Below are 18,217 nucleotides of genomic sequence, written 5' to 3' on the forward strand. Positions count from 1 at the left end.
CTTTACCGTAGTGTTTTGCTGGCGGCACTTGGCCATGGTTGCTGATGGTTCTGGTTTGTGCCCGCCCAACCGTTGGGATGCATTGCTGACCTTGCGGGGGGTGGCTTGCTGTTTGGTGATTGTGGCCCACTGCGGCCCGCCGGCCCAAAGCTTGGTCTGGGCTGGACAGGATTGGAGTTGGCTGCTGTTTGCGCCGGGGGGCGTGGCAGTGCGGGTGTTTTTTTGCTTGTCAGGCTACTTAATCGGTAAGGGATTTTATACCGAACGCTATCGGTTCGATCTCCCTGGCATCATTCGATATTTTCAAAACCGCGCCACCCGAATTTTGCCGCTTTACTATGCCTGTATTTTGATATCGGCAGCGGTGTTTTATCCCCACAGTTGGCAACCCAATCATTGGGGGCATTTGCTGCGGTTGCTGACTTTTACCTATGAGCATTCTTTGCCCTTTGAGTTTAATGCACCCCTATGGTCGCTTTCCACGGAAGTGCAATTTTATGCGATCGCCCCTCTTATTTTTTGGGCGAGTCGGCGCTGGCTGAAAACCGGGCAATTATTACTGGTGGCCATGGCAGCGGTGACCAGTGGATTAATGCTCTATCGGTTCGGAGTTTTTGAGTTAATTGAACAATTATTGGGCAGCACAGAGGGGAATCCCTATTTTATTCGCTATATCTATACTTTTTTGCCGGCCAATTTAGATGCCTTTCTGGTGGGTTTTTGGCTGAATCCGCTGATGCAAAAGCTGCACCAAAACCGACCCCCAACGATCGACCCAACGGAGGGGCAAACAGACCCGATCGAGCCAGGGAAACGGTTACCGGTTCGGCCCTGGGTGGCCCTGGCTTGGGGCCGATCGATTCTGGGGTTGCCCTGGAAAGGCTGGGCGATCGGGGCGATGGTGTTGCTTTATGGGTTGGCCGCCTGGTGGAAATATCAAGGGAGCGATCGGGTGTTGTTGGTGGCTCCGGGGCTGACGGTGTTGGCGACGGGGCTGTTTATTTTTGCCTTTGAACGACGGGTTTATTTCAGCTCCGGGCGCAACCGGCCGCTCTCGCGGTCGGCCATGGCGGCTAATCCGCTCCGGGCTTGGGAATTGCTCGGGTTGTTGTCTTTTGGTCTTTATGTTTGGCACTATCCCTTACTGAAGGTGATCGGCCCGTTGATCACGAATCGATCGCCCTTGGTGGCCTATGGCGAACGGTTGGGGTTGGTGTTTTTAGGGTCGATCGCCCTGGCCAGCTTCACCTACTGGGCGATCGAAATTCCGGCAATCCGTTGGCGCAAAAAAGCCCAGCGATCGCCCGAACGATCCCTTAGTGATTCCAATCGCTGAGTTTGAAGCCCAAGAATCGATCGAACAATCCCGATCGCCAGATATATCGCAACAGCAAACACCAACTCAGGGCGATCGCCCCAATCAGCAAATAGTCCACCGGTTGCAACAGCGCCAACTCAAAAAACTCGCGCGTTCCCGGCAGGGCCACCAAACCGGCATAGACCCCCAATAGGCCCAAGGCCAGCAGGGAATAGCGGCGATCGCCACAGAGAGGCTCCGCTGCCACCCAAGGCCCCGCTGGCGGCTTCAAAAACGGCACAAGCAACAGGCCACAGCTTACCAACAGCGTCACCAGGGCGCTGCGGGGCACGGCCAAGAGCGCATCGTTCAAAACCACCAACTCTTCGCCTGTTTGGGTGGCGTTCCAAATGGTGGTGACCAGATAGCCCAAGTAAACCGCCACCGCGATCGGGGTGAGGGTCAAGGTCGCAGGCAAGGTGAAATTCAGCATGGACTTGAGGACGCTCTTTTGGCGCGGTTTCCCGGGCCGGGCCCACAGGGGAAATCCAAAGGTGGGCAGCCCCACCGCCACGATCGTCACCACAGCGCTGTGTTTATTCAGCAGCGGAAAGGTTCCCAGCACTTGCCCCGTACATAAAATCAACAGGGTGACGCAAAACACCCGCACCATAAACAGTTTCAGCACATCACGGATGCCGTTGCCGATCCGTTGCCCTTCCAAAAAGGTATAGGGCAGGGTCTCGAAGGAGTCGCCCAGCAACACAATGTCGGCGGCGCTGCGGGTGGCTTTGCTGCCACTTTCCATGGCAATGCCCAGGTTGGCTTGCTTCAGGGACAACACATCGTTTACGCCATCGCCAATCATGGCCACATAATTGCCCGCACGTCGCAGGGCCGTGACTAAGCGGGCTTTTTGTTCCGGAACGATCCGCCCAAAGATTTGATGCTCGATCGCAGCTTGGGCAAATTCCGCCTCAGTCATGGCGGCCAGGTCGGCTCCGGACACGGCCGACAGGTTTTCGCCCAAACCCACCCGAGCCGCGATCGCCCGCACGGTGTCGGGGTTGTCGCCAGAAATAATCTTCAGCCGAATGCCCGCCTCGGCAAATCCTTGGAGTGTTTCCGTCACGCTGGGGCGCAGCTCGTCGCTAAACACCAACAGGCCCAGGGGTTGCAAATCCTGGGGCAGGGGGGCGCTGTCGCGTTTGGCGGGTTTGGGCGGAATGGTGGGACTGACGGCAAACAGCAACACCCGAAATCCTTGGCGAGCCAGGGTCTGGGCCCGATCGCGCCATTCCGGGGGCAGCGGTTCCGCCAGGCCCACGCTCACCATTTCCGGCGCACCCAGGACGTAATACCCCACCACGGGCCCGGCGGCTGGTGGGGCGATCGGGTCAGGCCCAAAGGCGATTGCGCTCCACTTGCGGGCTGATGAAAAGGGAATTTCATAGAGCGGTTCTTGGCCGGGAGCGGGACAACCGAGGGCGATCGCCTCGCTGGTGGCGTTGCCGGAACGGGTGCTGGCGGCATAGGTTCCCACCTGCTGAGTCAGGGTGGCCAAGTCCTGGCCGGGGGCGATCGGCCACAGTTCCGTGAGCTGAATTCGGTTCGCAGTCAAGGTTCCAGTTTTGTCCACACAGAGCACATCTATATTGCTCAGGGATTCCACGGCGTTGGCCTGTTGAATCAGCACCCGCTTGCCCACCATCCGCACCGCCGCCAGGGCATAGGACAGGGTGACGGTTAAATACAAACCGCTGGGAACCAGACCGGCAATCACGGCTGATCGCTGCACTGTTTCATTGAAGGAAATGGCCTTGGCAATGAACCCGATCGCTACCAGGGCCCAAAAAAAGCAGGCAATGATCATAAAAATCCGAATCACCAAATTCACTTCCGATTGCAAGGGCGTGAGCATTTGGCGAAAGGTGCGAGCACTTTCAGTGAGTTGGTGGGCCAAGCTGTTGCGGCCCACTTTTTGGGCTAAATAATAGCCACTACCGCTTAAACAAATGGTTCCCGAAAAAACAGGGCTGCCGGTTTCCTTTTCAATGGGGTCTGACTCTCCTGTTAAGAGCGATTCATCGGCGGCGATTTCCCCGGCCATCAACTCCCCATCCACCAGAATTTGATCGCCCGATCGCAACACTAAAACATCACCCGCCACGATTTCGCTCGGGTCAATATCCTGCTCACGACCTTCGCGCACCACGGTGGCCTTGGGCCGGGTTAGAAGGGCAATTTCATCGAGTTTGCGCTTGGCCGCCACTTCTTGAATGGCATTAATCACCACGCTGCTCAAAATGACCGCCGCCACCAAGATGGCATCGCTAAAACTGCCTAAAAATAAGAAAACAACACTAATGGCAACGAAAACAAAATTAATAAAGGTAAAAATGTTTTCCCGGAGAATTTGTGCATAGGAGCGACTGGTTTTCAGGGGGGCATCATTACCCTGGCCGGCGGCCCGGCGCTCCAGCACTTCGCTGCGGGTCAGACCTTGGAGATGGGGCGGAAGATTCGGCTGATTCACGGGTGACAGGCGATGGACGGGCGATCGAACTAGCAGGCCATCATACCCGGCCCGATTGGGTCTGGCTCGATCAGGGGCGATCGCCCTTGGTACGGCGGGTCAGTGACGAATTTCGGGATAATGGGGATCGTTACGGTTCGTTACGTCACCCCTTCGCTATCCCCTCGATCGCCCCATGCCCCGAGATCTACGCGGCTTCTTGAAGCTTTTGGATGAGCGCGGTCAACTGCGCCGGATTACGGTTCCCGTTGATCCCAACCTGGAAATCGCCGAAATTGCCAATCGGATGCTGGCGGCGGGCGGGCCGGCCCTGCTGTTTGAAAACGTCAAGGGCAGCCCTAGCTCCGTGGCCGTGAACCTGTTGGGCACGGTGGAGCGCACCTGCTGGGCCATGAACATGGACTCGCCCGAGGAGCTGGAAACCTTGGGCCGCAAGCTGTCCATGTTGCAGCAGCCGAAGCCGCCCAAGAAAATTTCCCAGGCGATCGAGTTTGGCAAGGTGCTGTTTGATGTGTTGCGCGCCAAGCCCGACATCGACCTATTTCCCGCTTGCCATCAGGTGGTGAAACGGGGCGAAGAGGTGAATCTCAACGAAATTCCGATGATTCGCCCCTATCCCGACGATGCGGGCCATGTGGTGACGCTCGGGCTGGTGATTACCAAAGATTGCGAAACCAAGATCCCGAATGTGGGGGTTTACCGGCTGCAACGGCAATCGAACAACACGATGACCGTTCAGTGGCTGTCGGTGCGGGGCGGCGCGCGTCACTTGCGGAAGGCGGCGGAACGGGGTCAAAAACTGGAAGTGGCGATCGCCCTGGGGGCTGACCCGTTGTTGCTGATGGCGGCGGCCACACCGATCCCCGTGGACTTGTCCGAGTGGCTGTTTGCGGGTCTCTACGGTGGTTCCGGCGTACACCTGACCAAGTGCAAAACCCTGGATTTGGAAGTGCCGGCCAACTGCGAAATGATTTTGGAAGGAACGATCGACCCGAGCGAAACGGCGATCGACGGGCCCTTTGGCGACCACATGGGCTACTACGGCCCGGCGGCTCCCGGCCCCCTGCTGCGGGTGCACGCCGTCACCCACCGCAAAGACCCGATTTACCTGACCACCTTCAGCGGCCGACCGCCCAAGGAAGAGGCGATGATGGCGATCGCCCTCAACCGGATTTATACGCCAATTTTGCGGACGCAAGTGCCGGAAATTACGGACTTTTTCCTACCGATGGAAGGGTTGAGTTATAAAGCGGCAATCATCTCGATCGACAAGGCCTATCCAGGTCAAGCCCGCCGGGCCGCCTTGGCCTTTTGGAGCGCCTTGCCCCAGTTCACCTACACCAAGTTTGTGATCGTGGTGGACAAGTCCATTAATATTCGCGATCCGCGCCAGGTGATGTGGGCTGTTTGCTCCAAAGTTGACCCCGATCGGGATGTGTTTATCCTGCCGGAAAATCCTCTAGATTCCTTGGATTTTGCTACCGAAAAAGCCGGTCTCGGCAGTCGGATGGGCATTGATGCCACCGACAAGATTTACCCTGAAATTGATCGGGAATGGGGCAAGGTTTTGGAATCCGATCCGGAGGTGGCCGCCACGGTCGATCGGCGTTGGGCAGAATACGGCTTGGCGGATATTAACCTAATGGAAGTGGATGCCAATTTGTTTGGTTACGACATTCGGAGGTAGGCGATCGTGGCGGTAATCCGGGGGCTACATGTGGCATTGAATGTGACCGATCTCGATCGCGCCGCCAGATTTTACGGGGGATTGTTGGGGCTGGAATTAATCGATCGCCCCCTGAAATTTCCCGGTCTTTGGTATGCGATCGGCGATTGGCAAATTCACCTGATTGTTGCGCCCCGGGTGGTGAGTAGCATTCAGGACGATCGTTGGGGTCGCAATGCCCACCTGGCGATCGCGGTGGATGACCTAGAAACCCTCAAAACCCAACTCACCGAAGCAGGCATTTCCTGGCAAGCCAGCGCCTCCGGTCGCGCCGCCATTTTTGCCCCTGATCCCGACGGCAATTTATTAGAACTCCAGCAATCCTAAATCCCTCTTGACTCGTCGCAAACCCGTGAATTATCGTCTGCGCTGATTGTGATAGTACTCACATCTCTGACAGTCAGTGCGGCTAAAATAGTGGGCAGCCTTCGCCATCATGGTCATCAGTGGAGCAGGAGTATGGCAACTGATGCAATCTCAATTCAGAAAATTTACGATCGCCTAACTATCACTCCCGAACAGCTCAAGGATTTCTGCATTCGGTGGCAGATTGCCGAATTAGCCGTGTTTGGTTCAATTTTGCGAGACGATTTCTGCGATCGCGGAGATGATGTCAGTGATATTGATTTGCTTTACAGCCTGAATCAGTCTTCAAGTCATAGCCTTTTCGACATCATGCAGATGCGCGAAGAACTAGAAAAGCTTTGCCATCGAAGAATTGACTTGATTAGCAAACAAGGAATTAAAAATAGTCGTAATTGGCTGCGCCGCCAAGAAATCTTAAATTCAGAGATGATTCTATATGCCCAAAAATAGTGCATCTAGAGATGATCAATCTTTACTGGATATTGCCGACTCCATTCAGTTAATCATGGAATATATCCCTAATTGGGGTGAGTTCCTGGAATCTGTCAAAAATCAAGATGCTGTCATTCGTCGTCTGATTGTTATTGGCGAGGCGACCAAACGATTGTCAATGACGTTTCGCAATGCTCACCCTGATATTCCTTGGAAAGAGATGGCAGGTTTAAGAGATGTGATCGTACATGACTATGATGGTATTGACTTTGAGCGACTGAAGCCCATCATTGAGGTCAAATTGCCTGATGTTTTGCGACAGATTGAGCCACTACTACCAACGCCACCTCAAAATTCATAGCCCATTAATGATCTAAGTTAATGTCCCAGTTGTTATCACTAGTTCAGAGAGTAAATGATATGAAAACTGACACAATATCAATTCAAGAAGTCTACAATCGCCTAACCATCACACCCGAACAGCTCAGGGATTTTTGCATTCGGTGGCAGATTGCCGAATTAGCGGTTTTTGGTTCAATTTTGCGAGACGATTTTCGTTTGAATGGCGAAATTCCCAGCGATATTGACTTGTTATTTTCTGAACAAGTCAATGCTCGAAAAAATCTAATCCTTCAAGTCAAGATGATGTTTGAGCTTGAAGAAATGCTGCATCGAAAAGTGGATCTAATCAGTAAAAAAGCAGTTTTAGAAGATCCTAATACTATTCGCCGTCAACATATCCTAGAGTCTGCCAAGGTCATCTATGTTGAGGGATAGGGAATCGGTATTTGATATTGTTGATTCAATCAGTAAAATCCTGACCTATACAGCAGGAATGACAATGGCTGACTTTATGGCCAGCGACGAAAAGCAAGATGCCGTCCTCAGACGCATCTTAGTAATTGGTGAAGCAACAAAGCGGTTATCCCCTGAATTTCGTCAACGTTACCCAGAAATTCCTTGGAAAGAAATTGCAGGAACTCGAGACATCATTGTTCACGACTATCATCGTGTTGATGCTGAAAGAATCTGGGATGTTGTGCAAAGTGACTTGCCGAATTTGCTGAATGTTTTGACTTCAGTAGATCAAGAGCTGCAATGAATAGAATGGGCTTAGAGGTTGTCATCAAATCCCCAAAACCCTGATGCTTGCGTTGTTATGGGATTGTGGGGAGCAAGGGGCTTAAGCCCCTTGTCTAGGGCGGTTGAGCTGCGACAATTAGTCATTTCAGCTTCAACCAACTTCATTGGATGATATGCCCTAGGATTTCAGACTATTCATGCTTGAAAGCTGGCATAAAAAATGGGCTGACAATTGCCAGCCCGTATTCTACTCGTTACTTTTAAGTTGGTAGACAAACTTAGGACTGACCCGGTAGCAAAAACCGAATCATCATATACAAAGAAGCAGCAACTAGTTGGGCTAGCATCACCGGAATTCCATACTTCAAAAAGCGGTGAAAAGAGATGCTTTTGCCGTGCAATTCAGCAATTCCAGCCGCCACAATGTTAGAAGAAGCGCTAACTAGGGTTCCATTTCCTCCCAAGGTTGCCCCATACATCATTGCGTAAAACAGGGGCAACACTTGTGGAGGAAAGCTCCCAGAATAATCCTGCGCCAAGATTTCTGGCCCAGCCATCCCTACATTCACCACATATTCCTTGAGCAGGGGAACCATTGCCACGACCAAAGGAATATTGGGAACGACGCTAGACACCAAGCCCACAAAGAAAATCAGGGCGATCGAACCCAAGAAAATATTGGTTCCGAGCATAGCTGCCAAGGCTCCTGACAAAAGACTGACCACGCCAGTTTTTTGCAAGCCGCCGATCAGCACAAAAATGGACATGAAAAACAGCAATGTGCTCCAATCCACATCTCGCAAAATGTTATTAACGGTGTCAATTTTGCTGTGATGGGCTAAGAGTAAGGCTAACGCAGCACCTAGGAGGGCAACGGCGGCGGGAGAAACAGGAATGGGCAACGACTCACCAATCACAAAAAAGACCAACACGAGCAGCACAATCAGACCACCAAAGGCTAATGTGCGCGGGTGATTAATTTTGGGGTGGGGCAAGTCGTCCAGATTTTTCAGCTCTTTCTTCCAAGTGGTTCGGAACAGAATAGGAAGCAGCAAAATAATCACCCCGATCGCCACAGCACCCCCTAGGCTAAGGCGAGTTAGGTATTCGGTGAAGGTTAAATTTACTGCGTCCCCAACAATGTAGGTGGCTGGGTCACCCACAATGGTTAAAAGTCCGGCACTGTTGGCCACAAAAACCATCAAAATCAGAAGGGGCACGAAATCTACGCCCACTTCTTCTGCCAATGGGGGAATTAAAGGAGCCAACAACATGACTGTGGTGGCGTTTGGTAAAACAGCACAAATGGGCGTTGTGATGCCCACAATCCCTAACAGCAAATTTTTGCCTTTGCCTTGGGCCAAAATCACCATTTGGGTGGCTAAGTAGTCAAAAACTTTGGTGGGTTCAAAGGCCCGCACCAAAATCATGACTCCCAAGAAGAGGGCGAGGGTTCCATGGCTCTGGCTGATGTACCCGATCGCCTCTTTCAAGCTCATTACGTGGGCAAACACCAACACCAGCGCTCCCAAAAAGGCTGCAACCGTGAGGTGAATCCATTCCGTCATGATCACCACAATGACGGTGATGAAGACAATTCCGGCAATCCAAGCGTCTAGGTTTCCGATTTGCTCTAGCATTTCCGATTCTCCTTCCATTGGCTGACGAGGTTAGCTGACGGGCTAGGCTTGGAAGTAGCCTTCTTGCAGCACAAGATTCGCCCCAAAATTTAGGCTGGTTCCCCCGCTCGATCGCCCTGCTTCAATTGGACTTAAAGACCAGAGCCGATCGATTAAGCGTTGACTACGAGATAGTGAAAGTTGCAATTTGTCCATGTCGTTTATCAATGACATAAAGCGACTTAATCCAATCAAGTGTCTACTCAAAAAAATCCAAACTTGGTCTAATTGCCCTTCAGCTAGAAATGTCTGCCTTGAGGTTGGCTAACCATGACTGATGAAATTTCTTGACGAATTGCCAAAAAGTTTCTTCATTTTGCTATTGGTTTTGGTGATTGCAAAATCAATAGCTCTAGGCATGTCATTCCAAGCATGGAGGCAATGCATGAAGACTCAGGTGGAATCAGCCTAAAGACTTTGGGCAACTGATAGATTTTGATGAATTTCTTTTGAGTTGGCTCGGTGGATTTAAACCTGTGTCATGGATCACAGGTTATTTGGACAGACTGCCGTTTGACGCTAGCATGGATAACTTGGGTGGGTCAATCAAGGGGCGATCGCCTAGGATTTGGCTCTAGGTACAATTCCCAAGTTCCGGTACTGTGAATAAACGAGTCAAACTCACCGTAAATTGAGTCACCAAATCGCCGTTAGACCCCGAGCAATGGATATCAAAAATGGATTCGTCGGGACAGTTGGTAATACTCCACTGATCCGGCTCAACAGCTTTAGTGACGCAACCGGCTGCGAAATCCTGGGTAAAGCGGAATTTTTGAACCCTGGTGGGTCGGTTAAAGATCGGGCGGCCCTTTACATTATTGAAGATGCGGAACGGCGCGGGTTGCTGAAACCCGGCGGCACGGTGGTGGAAGGCACGGCAGGCAACACCGGAATCGGCCTCGCCCACATTTGCAACGCCAAGGGTTACAAGTGTCTGATCGTGATTCCCGATACCCAGTCCCAGGAAAAAATCGACCTGCTGCGGACGCTGGGGGCGGAGGTGAAGACCGTGCCCGCCGTGCCCTACCGCGATCCTAATAACTATGTGAAGCTGTCGGGTCGGTTGGCGGCGGAAATCCCGAACGCCATTTGGGCCAACCAGTTCGACAACTTGGCAAATCGTCAGTCCCACTACGAAACGACGGGGCCGGAGATTTGGGCGCAAACAGACGGCACGGTGGACGCTTGGGTGGCGGCGACGGGCACGGGCGGAACCTACGCGGGGGTGGCGATGTTCCTGAAGGAGCAGAACCCCCAAGCGCAAATGGTGCTGGCGGATCCGATGGGCAGTGCGCTCTACAGCTACGCGAAAACCGGGGAGCTGACGATGGAGGGCAACTCGATCACCGAGGGGATCGGGAATTCGCGGGTGACGGCGAATATGGAGGGCGTGCCGATCGATGATGCGATTCGGGTGACGGATCCGGAGGCGCTGGCGGTGCTGGCTCAGTTGATGAAAAAGGAGGGGCTGTTTATGGGCGGCTCTGTCGGCATCAATGTGGGGGCGGCGGTGAAGCTGGCGGAAAAACTGGGGCCGGGCCACACGATCGTCACGGTGCTGTGCGATGGCGGGTCGCGGTATCAATCGCGGCTGTATAACGCGGAGTGGCTGGCCAGCAAGGGGCTGGTGATGCCGGATTAATGCAGGTTAAATCCCCGCAAGCCGGAGGTTGCAAGGCGTTGCGCTTAGTCCTCTCTGAGGCGATCGAACCGGAGGGCGCAAGGCGTTGCGCCCCTACGGAGGTGGTGGTGCGATCGCCCGGTCAACCAGTGGTGATCGGTGGTGCGTACCCGGCGCGGTAGGATAGGGAGTCGCAATTTTTGTTGCTATTCGTTTGCTTCGTCCTGTCGCTCCATCTGTCGCCATGACCGTTACCGCTGGGAACTGGGCCGCCACTGCCGGTGAGGCTGAATTGCGCGATCGCCTGTTGGATTTGCTGTGCGATCGCGCCTACCGGGAAGGGGACTTTACCCTTTCGTCGGGCCAAAAAAGCACCTACTACATCAACTGCAAACCGGTGACGCTGCATCCTCAGGGGGCGTTGGCGCTGGGGCGGTTGCTGCTGGGGCAAGTGCCGACGGGGGCGGCGGCGGTGGCCGGGTTGACCCTGGGGGCTGACCCGTTGGTGTCGGCGGTGAGTGTGGTGTCGGCGCTGGAAAACCGCCCGATTTCTGCCCTGATTATCCGCAAGGAAGCCAAGGGCCACGGCACGATGGCCTACATCGAGGGGCCGGCGTTGGAGCCGGGTTCGTCGGTGGTGGTGCTCGAAGATGTGGTGACGACGGGGGGGTCGGCCCTGAAGGCGGTCGATCGCCTGCGGGAAGCGGGCTACCAGGTCGATCGGGTGGTGGCGATCGTCGATCGGCTCCAGGGTGGCGCGGAACTCTACGCGCAACAGGGCTTGGCCTTTGAGGCACTGTTCTCGATCGCCGATGTCCAGGCCCATTACGCGGCGCGATCGACCCAACCTTAATCGATCACCCGACCCGCATTTCCGTAGGGGCGCACAGCGGTGCGCCCTCCGGTTCGATCAATTCGGGTGGGGGCTGGGCACACGCGATTCGCCTTCCAATTCGATCAATTCGGGTGGGGGCTGGGCACACGCGGTGCGCCCCTACGGGTAGATTTTCGTATCGAATTTTGTTGTCTGAAATCTGTTTTTGGGAGCTTGTAACCGTGACTGGAACCCGCCTGCAAAACCAAGTGGCTGTTGTGACCGGGGCTTCTCGGGGGATTGGCCGAGCCGCCGCCCTGGCGCTGGCCGCCGAAGGGGCCAAGGTGGTGGTGAACTATGCGGCCTCCAGCGGGGCGGCTGAAAGCTTGGTGGCGGAAATTGCCGGGAACGGGGGCGAGGCGATCGCCGTGAAAGCCGATATGTCCAAGCCGGACGAGGTGGACGCGCTGTTGCAAGCCACCTTGGATAAATGGGGCCGCGTCGATGTGTGGGTGAACAACGCTGGGATCACCCGCGATACGCTGCTGCTGCGGATGAAGCTGGAAGACTGGCAGGCGGTGATTGACCTGAACCTGACCGGTGTGTTTTTGGGCACGAAGGCCGTCAGCAAGGTGATGCTGAAGCAAAAGTCCGGCCGGATCATCAACATTGCTTCCGTGGCGGGGCAAATGGGCAACCCAGGCCAAGCCAACTACAGCGCTGCGAAGGCGGGTGTGATTGGCTTCACGAAGACGGTAGCGAAGGAACTGGCAGCGCGGGGAATTACGGTAAATGCGATCGCCCCCGGTTTCATCAGCACGGACATGACCGAAGGACTGGACAGCGAAGGCATCCTGAAGGCAATTCCGTTGGGTCGCTACGGCAAGCCCGAGGAAATTGCGGGCACGGTGGCCTTTTTGGCGGCCGATCCGGCGGCGGCCTACATCACGGGCCAAACGATTAACGTCGATGGCGGCATGGTGATGGCCTAAAGGCGATCGATCACACTAAACCTGCGCCAACCGTTGTAGACAAGGGGCTTAAGCCCCTTGCCCCCCACGACTGCGAGCGAGTCGGGCAGTCAGCTTTGGAGCACCTATGGTCATGAGAGCCACGCGCTGGGCGATCGCCCCGGAAGATGCCGATCGCGCCGCTGAGATTGCAGCGGCCACGGGCCTGTCGCCGCTGTTGGCGCAGGTGCTGATCAACCGGGGCGTGGATTCACCGGAGCTGGCGGAGCTGTTTCTCGATCCGGATTTGGCGGAACTGCCCAGCCCGATCGCGGAGTTTCCCGATTTAGCCCCGGCGCTGGATCTGTTGGCGGAGGCGATCGAACGGGGCGATCGGCTCGGGATTTGCGGCGACTACGACGCGGACGGCATGACCAGCACCGCCCTGTTGATCCGCGCCTTCCGCCATTTGGGAGCCGATGTGACTGCCTCGATTCCCAGCCGGATGACCGACGGCTACGGGATTAATCAGCGGATTGTGGAGGAGTTTCACCAAAATGGGATCCGCCTGATCCTGACGGTGGACAACGGGATCGCCGCCTACGAGCCGATCGCCCGGGCCCGGGAGCTGGGGTTAACCGTGATCCTGACCGATCACCACGATGTGCCGCCCCGGATTCCGCCCGCCAACGCGATCCTGAACCCGAAATTGATCGACCCGGCCTCGCCCTACGCTGGATTGGCCGGGGTCGGTGTGGCCTACGTGTTGGCCGTTGCTTTGGCCCAGCGGATGGAGCGATCGGCCCCGTGGAAATCCCTGTTGCAACTGTTCACCTTGGGGACGATCGCCGATCTTGCGCCCCTGACCGGTGTGAATCGGCGCTGGGTCAGGCGGGGCCTCAGTTTGCTGCCCTTTTCCACGGTTCCCGGGATTCGTGCCCTGCAACAGGTGGCGGGGATCAGCGTGGCCAGCGATGGGCAAACGGACGGCAACGCCACGGCCAGCACCAGCAAAGGCCCCCTGAAACCGGAGGCGATCGGCTTTCGGCTCGGGCCGCGGATCAACGCCGTGGGGCGGATTCACCAGCCGAACGTGGTGATCGACCTGCTGACCACCGATGACAGCGGTGAGGCCCTGGAGCGGGCCATGCAATGCGAGGAAATCAACCAGAAGCGCCAACAGATTTGCAACCAAATTGAGCAGGAAGCCCACGCCTGGTATCAGTCCAGCGATTTGGATCTGAAGGCAGCGCGGGTGATGCTGGTGGTGCAACCGGATTGGCACCACGGGACGATCGGGATTGTTGCCTCCCGGTTGGTGGAGCGTTACGGCGCGCCCGTGTTCATCGGCACTTACGAAGAAGAAAACCCCGAGCAGGTGCGCGGTTCCGCCCGCAGCATCCCGGAATTCAACGTCTTTGAAGCCCTGGAATATTGCAAAGACCTGCTGACCAAACATGGCGGCCACCGGGCGGCGGGCGGCTTTTCGCTCCCGGCGGCGAATTTGCCGGCCTTTGAGGCGCGATTGCGGGAATTTGCCCAAACCTGCTTGCAACCGGAGCATATTTGCCCACTGGTGCAGCCCGATGTGCGGGCCAGCCTGGGCGAGTTGGATGGGGAACTTTACGAGCAAATCGATATGCTGCACCCCTGTGGCATTGGCAACCCCGACCCGGTGTTTTGGTCGCCAGGGTTGCAGGTGGTGGGCCAGCGGCAGTTGGGCCAGGATCGCAAGCATTTGCGGCTCACGGTGTCCGATGGGACGGGCCAAATGGAGGCGATCGCCTGGCGCTGGGGCGATGCATTTCCGTTGCCGCCCGTGGTGGATGTGGCCTATCAGCTCAAGGAAAACCACTGGAACGGCGCGGTGAATTTGGAACTAGACGTGGTGGCGATCCGGCCCGCTGTCGCTGGTAGCGCCCCCGCTCGATCGCCTGTCCTAGCCGATCGCCCGGCCACCTACGATCCAGCCGCCACCGTCACCGTGCCAGACAAGGTGCTTGAGCATCTTGCCCCCCCGAGTCCCAAGCGGGCTAGCTTTACCTTCCGCGATCGCCCCTACAACTGCGCCTGGGGCGATCGAGACGGCCAGCCAGAATTACGGATCCGCAACCCCGAGGGCAAAGTGCTGGCCCTAGTGGACGGGGAACCCACCGGCCTGCTTGGCCCCAACCGGGAAACCGCCGAGCCAGTGGATTTGAATCATCCCTTTTTTCGATCGCTGATTGCCGCCGCCAAAGGGGCCCTAACTGGGGCTGATCCCGCTAATTCAGGCCTAACTGGGGCCGAATGACCGACAGTACCCGATCGCCCCTCAACAATTCCTCCGCCGCGGCCGCCTGCATGGGTTTGGCAAACAAAAAGCCCTGGCCATAGTCACAGCCCAACTGTTCTAGGCATTGCAACTGTTCTGGGGTTTCAATGCCCTCGGCCACTGTGTGAATGTTCAAACTGCGGGCTAAGTTCACGATCGTCCGCACAATGGCGGCGCTGTCTTCCGAGTAGGGCAGATCCTTCACGAAGGAGCGATCGACCTTGAGGGCATTGATCGGGAACTGCTGCAATCGGCTGAGGGAAGAATAGCCCGTGCCGAAATCATCAATGCAGGATTGCACCCCCAACGCCTTGAGCCGTGCCAGCTTATCCACCACCGAATCGACCCGCTCCGCAATCACACTTTCGGTCACCTCAATCCGCAAACAGGCCGGCGGCAAGCCCGTTTCCATCAGGGTTCGTTCAATCTGCTGCACCAAATTCGCTTGGGCAAACTGTCGCCCCGCAATGTTGACGCTAATGGAGAGGGGGAGATGGCTATGATCCCGATGCCAGTGCGATCGCCACTGTTGCAGTTGGGCACAGGCCGCCGCCAACACCCATTCCCCCAAATGCACAATCAGATCCGTTTCCTCTGCTGCCGCCACCATCACGGACGGCGAGATCCAACCCTGTTGGGGGTGGTTCCAGCGCACCAGGGCCTCAAAGCCCACCAACCGCCGATCTTGAATGCGGACGATCGGTTGGAAATAGACCTCTAAACCGTTGTTGCTGAGGGCTTGGCGCAAATCGCTTTCGATTTGCAACTGCGTGAGGGTGCTGTGGTGCAACATTGGCTCAAAGACTTGGGAGCAGCCCTTGCCGTTGGCCTTGGCGCGATACATGGCAATATCCGCATCGCGCATGAGGTTTTGCCAGTTGGCGTAGGGCTGTTGGGTGGCGGGATCCTGGCTGAGGGCCACGCCAATGCTGGCGCTGGTGTAGAAGTCATGGCCATGGATATGAAAGGGCTGTTTCAGGTGTTCCTGCACCCGATCGGCCACCCAAAGGGCTTCCTCACTCGTGCCCACATCATCCAAAATCACGGCAAACTCATCGCCCCCCAGCCGGGCCACGGTGTCGTTGCACCGCAGGCAACTTTGCAGACGGCGGCCAATTTGCACCAAGAGTTCATCGCCCGCATGGTGTCCCAGGCTGTCGTTGACCACTTTGAACCGATCGAGGTCCACATACAACACCCCAAACATCCGATTGGCGTGGCGCTGGGATTGGCTGAGGCAAACTTTCAGCCGATCGACAAATAAGTTTCGATTGGGCAGCCCGGTCAAGGCATCGTAGAACGCGTTGTAGGTTAGCTGTTCTTCCGCCTGTTTGCGGGCGCTGATGTCTTCAACCAGGGCCAGGGTGTAGGGTTGTGCGTCGCTGGCGGATTGCACCAGGGAAACGGTCACATTCACCCACTGGAGCTGACCGTCCTTGCGCAGGTAGCGTTTTTCCAGGGAAAAGGAGGAAATGTCGCCTCGCCAAAGCCGCTGGGATTGTTGGAGGTTTTCGGCCAAGTCGCCGGGATAGGTCAAATCCTGGAAAGTTTGCTGCAAAAGTTCTGCTTCTGTGTAGCCCAGGAGGTTACAGAACCGCTGATTGACATGTAAATAGCGGCCGTTGGGGTCAATTTGGCAAATCCCGATCGCGGCCTGTTCCACAATTGCCCGAAACCGTTCTTCGCTTTCTCGGAGGGCTGCTTCTGAGCGCTTGCGTTTGTCAATGTCGGTAATGGATCCCACCATTCTTTGCACTTGTCCCCGGCGATCCCACTGGGCTTGACCCCGAGCCGAAATCCATTTGTATTGGCCATCGCGACATCGCAGCCGATATTCCATGGAATATTCATCGATTTTGCGGTTGACATAATCGTCAAAGCCCCGCAAAACCCGACCCAAATCATCGGGATGCACTCTAGAAATCCATTCCGATCGGCGGTTGCCAATTTGATCGGCTTGATAGCCCAACATGGATTTCCAGCGGCTGGAGTAGACCACTTCATCGGACTTGGGGTTCCAATCCCAAATGCCGTCATTGTTGCCCTGGAGCACCAGTTGCCAGCGGTCTTCGTTGGATTGCGCCCGATCGGCCAGGCGGGCGGGCAATTGCATCCAGCGATAGATCTGGATACCGCCAATGATCGCCAAGCCACAGCCGGTTAACCAAGTCCAGAGCGATCGACGCGAGTACAGCACCCAACCATCTCGGGGCAGGGCCGCCAGTTCCCAATGGCTGTTGCCCACTTGCAGGAACGATCGCACCGGTTGCTGGCGAGCCAAAATTAATTCCCCAAACTGCCGCTCCAGCGCTTGACCTCGCACCCACACGGCCAGATGCACCGACGATTGGCGATTGGCGCGCAAATCTTCCACCACTTGGTTAACCTTGATTGCCACTTGCACCTGGATGGGGGGTTGACTCGAGGGGGCCAACTGGCGAATGGGCATGGTGGTGTTGATGAGAAGCAGAGGCCGGGGGCGATCGAACTGGAGACGGGGGAGGCAAACGGGATTTAAATCCCAGGGTAAATCCGTGGCTAATGTCCAAGAAGGGGCCCACGATCGACCCGCTGCGATCGATTGGGGCGGACAAGCGGCTGAAGTGGGAACTCGGGGGTTAATTTCGGTGGGTGACAACGGGGGATAGCGGTATAAAACCCGCGGCCCCTGCACCACCTGCACCGCTTGAATGGCCGGGTCATCGGCAATGATTGAACCGGCAAAGGTGTTAAATGCGGCGGTGTTGAGTCGCCCTTCGGTGGCAATGTAGGTGGCGAGGCTGTAGCCCAGCATGGCCCGCACCTTCAAGTTGCTTTGAATTTGGGTTTCCAGGGCCGTCAGCTCCGCCGAAATGCGCGATCGTCGATCGTATAAACGGCGATCGCGATCGGCCTGATCAAACAGCCAAGTGCCGGCCAAAATCGCAACAACAGTTCCGCTCGCAACGATCGTGGGTAGCCAAGGCATCTTCATAGACAAAACCAAATAAGCACAAAGCGACTGGGCCGCCGCGTGATTGTTGGGGCTTCGGGGTGGGTGGTGACCTCCCGACAGACAGTTGGCAGGTGAGCGATCAACTGGGCGATCGAGGGCAATCAACGGGGATCGCTATCTGATCCACGGGCGATTGCCAAGCAGTCAAAGGGGAATTGATAGGCATCAACGGGGGATCAACAGGTGATTGACAGGTCGTCAGCAGGTCGTCAACAGGTCGCTAGCAGGTCATGAACAGGTAATTAACACACAGGCAACTAACACACAGGCAACTAACACACAGGCAATGGGCGATTGACAGGCAATTAACGATTGACAGGCAATCAATAGGCAACCCATCGGCAATCAACAGAAGAAATCTTGGCCATTCGTCACCGAGCAGACCGGATGCAATGCTGTGATCA

Annotated in this window: 15 protein-coding genes and 1 riboswitch; of the genes, 12 read left to right on the forward strand and 3 right to left on the reverse strand. The window is 55.9% G+C overall.

Annotation, left to right across the window (positions count from 1 at the left end; translation table 11 throughout):
* Positions 1-34: 34 nt before the first annotated feature.
* Entirely contained in the window at positions 35-1,336 is a 1,302-nt protein-coding gene (locus ACZA91_RS12515) for an acyltransferase family protein (RefSeq protein ID WP_463182485.1), read from the forward strand.
* On the opposite strand, the gene ACZA91_RS12520 is transcribed toward ACZA91_RS12515, so the two are convergent.
* Positions 1,317-3,833: an HAD-IC family P-type ATPase gene (locus tag ACZA91_RS12520; RefSeq protein WP_463182486.1), complete on the reverse strand. Its 2,517-nt coding sequence runs from the start codon at positions 3,831-3,833 to the stop codon at positions 1,317-1,319. The two genes, ACZA91_RS12515 and ACZA91_RS12520, sit on opposite strands and share 20 nt — an antisense overlap.
* Positions 3,834-4,008: 175 nt before the next feature.
* On the opposite strand from ACZA91_RS12520, the gene ACZA91_RS12525 reads away from it, so the two are divergent.
* The 6 genes from ACZA91_RS12525 (at position 4,009) to ACZA91_RS12550 (ending at position 7,459) form a co-directional block, all read left to right on the forward strand.
* The gene (locus ACZA91_RS12525; protein WP_463182487.1) at positions 4,009-5,520 is read left to right on the forward strand and encodes a UbiD family decarboxylase; all 1,512 of its coding nucleotides are present in this window, start codon (positions 4,009-4,011) and stop codon (positions 5,518-5,520) included.
* Between the two features lie 6 nt (positions 5,521-5,526).
* Positions 5,527-5,886 (forward strand): VOC family protein, encoded by a 360-nt coding sequence (locus ACZA91_RS12530; protein ID WP_463182488.1) that lies wholly within the window; start codon positions 5,527-5,529, stop codon positions 5,884-5,886.
* A gap of 132 nt (positions 5,887-6,018) precedes the next feature.
* Complete coding sequence (locus tag ACZA91_RS12535) at positions 6,019-6,375, forward strand: nucleotidyltransferase family protein (RefSeq protein ID WP_190355471.1); 357 nt, start codon at positions 6,019-6,021, stop codon at positions 6,373-6,375.
* A complete protein-coding gene (locus ACZA91_RS12540; protein ID WP_190532799.1) occupies positions 6,362-6,718 on the forward strand; it encodes a HepT-like ribonuclease domain-containing protein in 357 nt (118 codons plus the stop codon). The genes ACZA91_RS12535 and ACZA91_RS12540 overlap by 14 nt, the downstream gene beginning before the upstream one ends.
* Before the next feature lie 59 nt (positions 6,719-6,777).
* Positions 6,778-7,134 carry a nucleotidyltransferase family protein gene (locus ACZA91_RS12545; protein ID WP_190532803.1) on the forward strand — a complete coding sequence of 119 codons (357 nt, stop codon included), beginning with the start codon at positions 6,778-6,780 and terminating at the stop codon, positions 7,132-7,134.
* Positions 7,121-7,459, forward strand: coding sequence for a HepT-like ribonuclease domain-containing protein (locus ACZA91_RS12550; RefSeq protein ID WP_190532807.1), 339 nt, complete (start codon positions 7,121-7,123; stop codon positions 7,457-7,459). The genes ACZA91_RS12545 and ACZA91_RS12550 overlap by 14 nt, the downstream gene beginning before the upstream one ends.
* Before the next feature lie 259 nt (positions 7,460-7,718).
* Here the strand turns inward: ACZA91_RS12550 and ACZA91_RS12555 are convergent, their stop codons facing one another.
* Positions 7,719-9,080, reverse strand: a complete 1,362-nt coding sequence (locus ACZA91_RS12555) for an ArsB/NhaD family transporter (protein WP_463182489.1) — start codon at positions 9,078-9,080, stop codon at positions 7,719-7,721.
* 3 nt (positions 9,081-9,083) lie between these two features.
* A riboswitch (cyclic di-AMP (ydaO/yuaA leader) is annotated at positions 9,084-9,236 on the reverse strand.
* Between the two features lie 547 nt (positions 9,237-9,783).
* Here ACZA91_RS12555 and ACZA91_RS12560 point away from each other — a divergent pair.
* The 5 genes from ACZA91_RS12560 (at position 9,784) to recJ (ending at position 14,797) form a co-directional block, all read left to right on the forward strand.
* Complete coding sequence (locus tag ACZA91_RS12560) at positions 9,784-10,761, forward strand: cysteine synthase A (protein ID WP_099534760.1); 978 nt, start codon at positions 9,784-9,786, stop codon at positions 10,759-10,761.
* Positions 10,761-10,922 carry a hypothetical protein gene (locus tag ACZA91_RS12565; protein ID WP_190532809.1) on the forward strand — a complete coding sequence of 54 codons (162 nt, stop codon included), beginning with the start codon at positions 10,761-10,763 and terminating at the stop codon, positions 10,920-10,922. Before ACZA91_RS12560 ends, ACZA91_RS12565 begins: the two co-directional genes overlap by 1 nt.
* Positions 10,923-10,984: 62 nt before the next feature.
* Positions 10,985-11,593 carry an orotate phosphoribosyltransferase gene (pyrE, locus tag ACZA91_RS12570; RefSeq protein WP_463182490.1) on the forward strand — a complete coding sequence of 203 codons (609 nt, stop codon included), beginning with the start codon at positions 10,985-10,987 and terminating at the stop codon, positions 11,591-11,593.
* Positions 11,594-11,796: 203 nt separating this feature from the next.
* Positions 11,797-12,546, forward strand: a complete 750-nt coding sequence (gene fabG / locus ACZA91_RS12575; RefSeq protein WP_099534767.1) for a 3-oxoacyl-[acyl-carrier-protein] reductase — start codon at positions 11,797-11,799, stop codon at positions 12,544-12,546.
* A gap of 112 nt (positions 12,547-12,658) precedes the next feature.
* Positions 12,659-14,797: a single-stranded-DNA-specific exonuclease RecJ gene (recJ, locus tag ACZA91_RS12580; RefSeq protein ID WP_463182491.1), complete on the forward strand. Its 2,139-nt coding sequence runs from the start codon at positions 12,659-12,661 to the stop codon at positions 14,795-14,797.
* Here recJ and ACZA91_RS12585 read toward each other — a convergent pair.
* Complete coding sequence (locus ACZA91_RS12585) at positions 14,769-17,792, reverse strand: bifunctional diguanylate cyclase/phosphodiesterase (protein ID WP_190532817.1); 3,024 nt, start codon at positions 17,790-17,792, stop codon at positions 14,769-14,771. The two genes, recJ and ACZA91_RS12585, sit on opposite strands and share 29 nt — an antisense overlap.
* Positions 17,793-18,217 lie beyond the last annotated feature (425 nt).

It is taken from the genome of Limnothrix sp. CMB-01, from assembly GCF_055193175.1.

Excerpts from the sequence above, each read along its gene's own strand:
- ACZA91_RS12515 (WP_463182485.1), top strand. The coding sequence starts at position 35 with ATGGTTGCTGATGGTTCTGGTTTGTGCCCGCCCAACCGTTGGGATGCA.
- ACZA91_RS12525 (WP_463182487.1), top strand. The coding sequence starts at position 4,009 with ATGCCCCGAGATCTACGCGGCTTCTTGAAGCTTTTGGATGAGCGCGGT.
- ACZA91_RS12535 (WP_190355471.1), top strand. The coding sequence starts at position 6,019 with ATGGCAACTGATGCAATCTCAATTCAGAAAATTTACGATCGCCTAACT.
- ACZA91_RS12540 (WP_190532799.1), top strand. The coding sequence starts at position 6,362 with ATGCCCAAAAATAGTGCATCTAGAGATGATCAATCTTTACTGGATATT.
- ACZA91_RS12545 (WP_190532803.1), top strand. The coding sequence starts at position 6,778 with ATGAAAACTGACACAATATCAATTCAAGAAGTCTACAATCGCCTAACC.
- ACZA91_RS12550 (WP_190532807.1), top strand. The coding sequence starts at position 7,121 with ATGTTGAGGGATAGGGAATCGGTATTTGATATTGTTGATTCAATCAGT.
- ACZA91_RS12555 (WP_463182489.1), bottom strand. The coding sequence starts at position 9,080 with ATGCTAGAGCAAATCGGAAACCTAGACGCTTGGATTGCCGGAATTGTC.
- ACZA91_RS12560 (WP_099534760.1), top strand. The coding sequence starts at position 9,784 with ATGGATATCAAAAATGGATTCGTCGGGACAGTTGGTAATACTCCACTG.
- ACZA91_RS12565 (WP_190532809.1), top strand. The coding sequence starts at position 10,761 with ATGCAGGTTAAATCCCCGCAAGCCGGAGGTTGCAAGGCGTTGCGCTTA.
- pyrE (WP_463182490.1), top strand. The coding sequence starts at position 10,985 with ATGACCGTTACCGCTGGGAACTGGGCCGCCACTGCCGGTGAGGCTGAA.
- recJ (WP_463182491.1), top strand. The coding sequence starts at position 12,659 with ATGAGAGCCACGCGCTGGGCGATCGCCCCGGAAGATGCCGATCGCGCC.
- ACZA91_RS12585 (WP_190532817.1), bottom strand. The coding sequence starts at position 17,792 with ATGAAGATGCCTTGGCTACCCACGATCGTTGCGAGCGGAACTGTTGTT.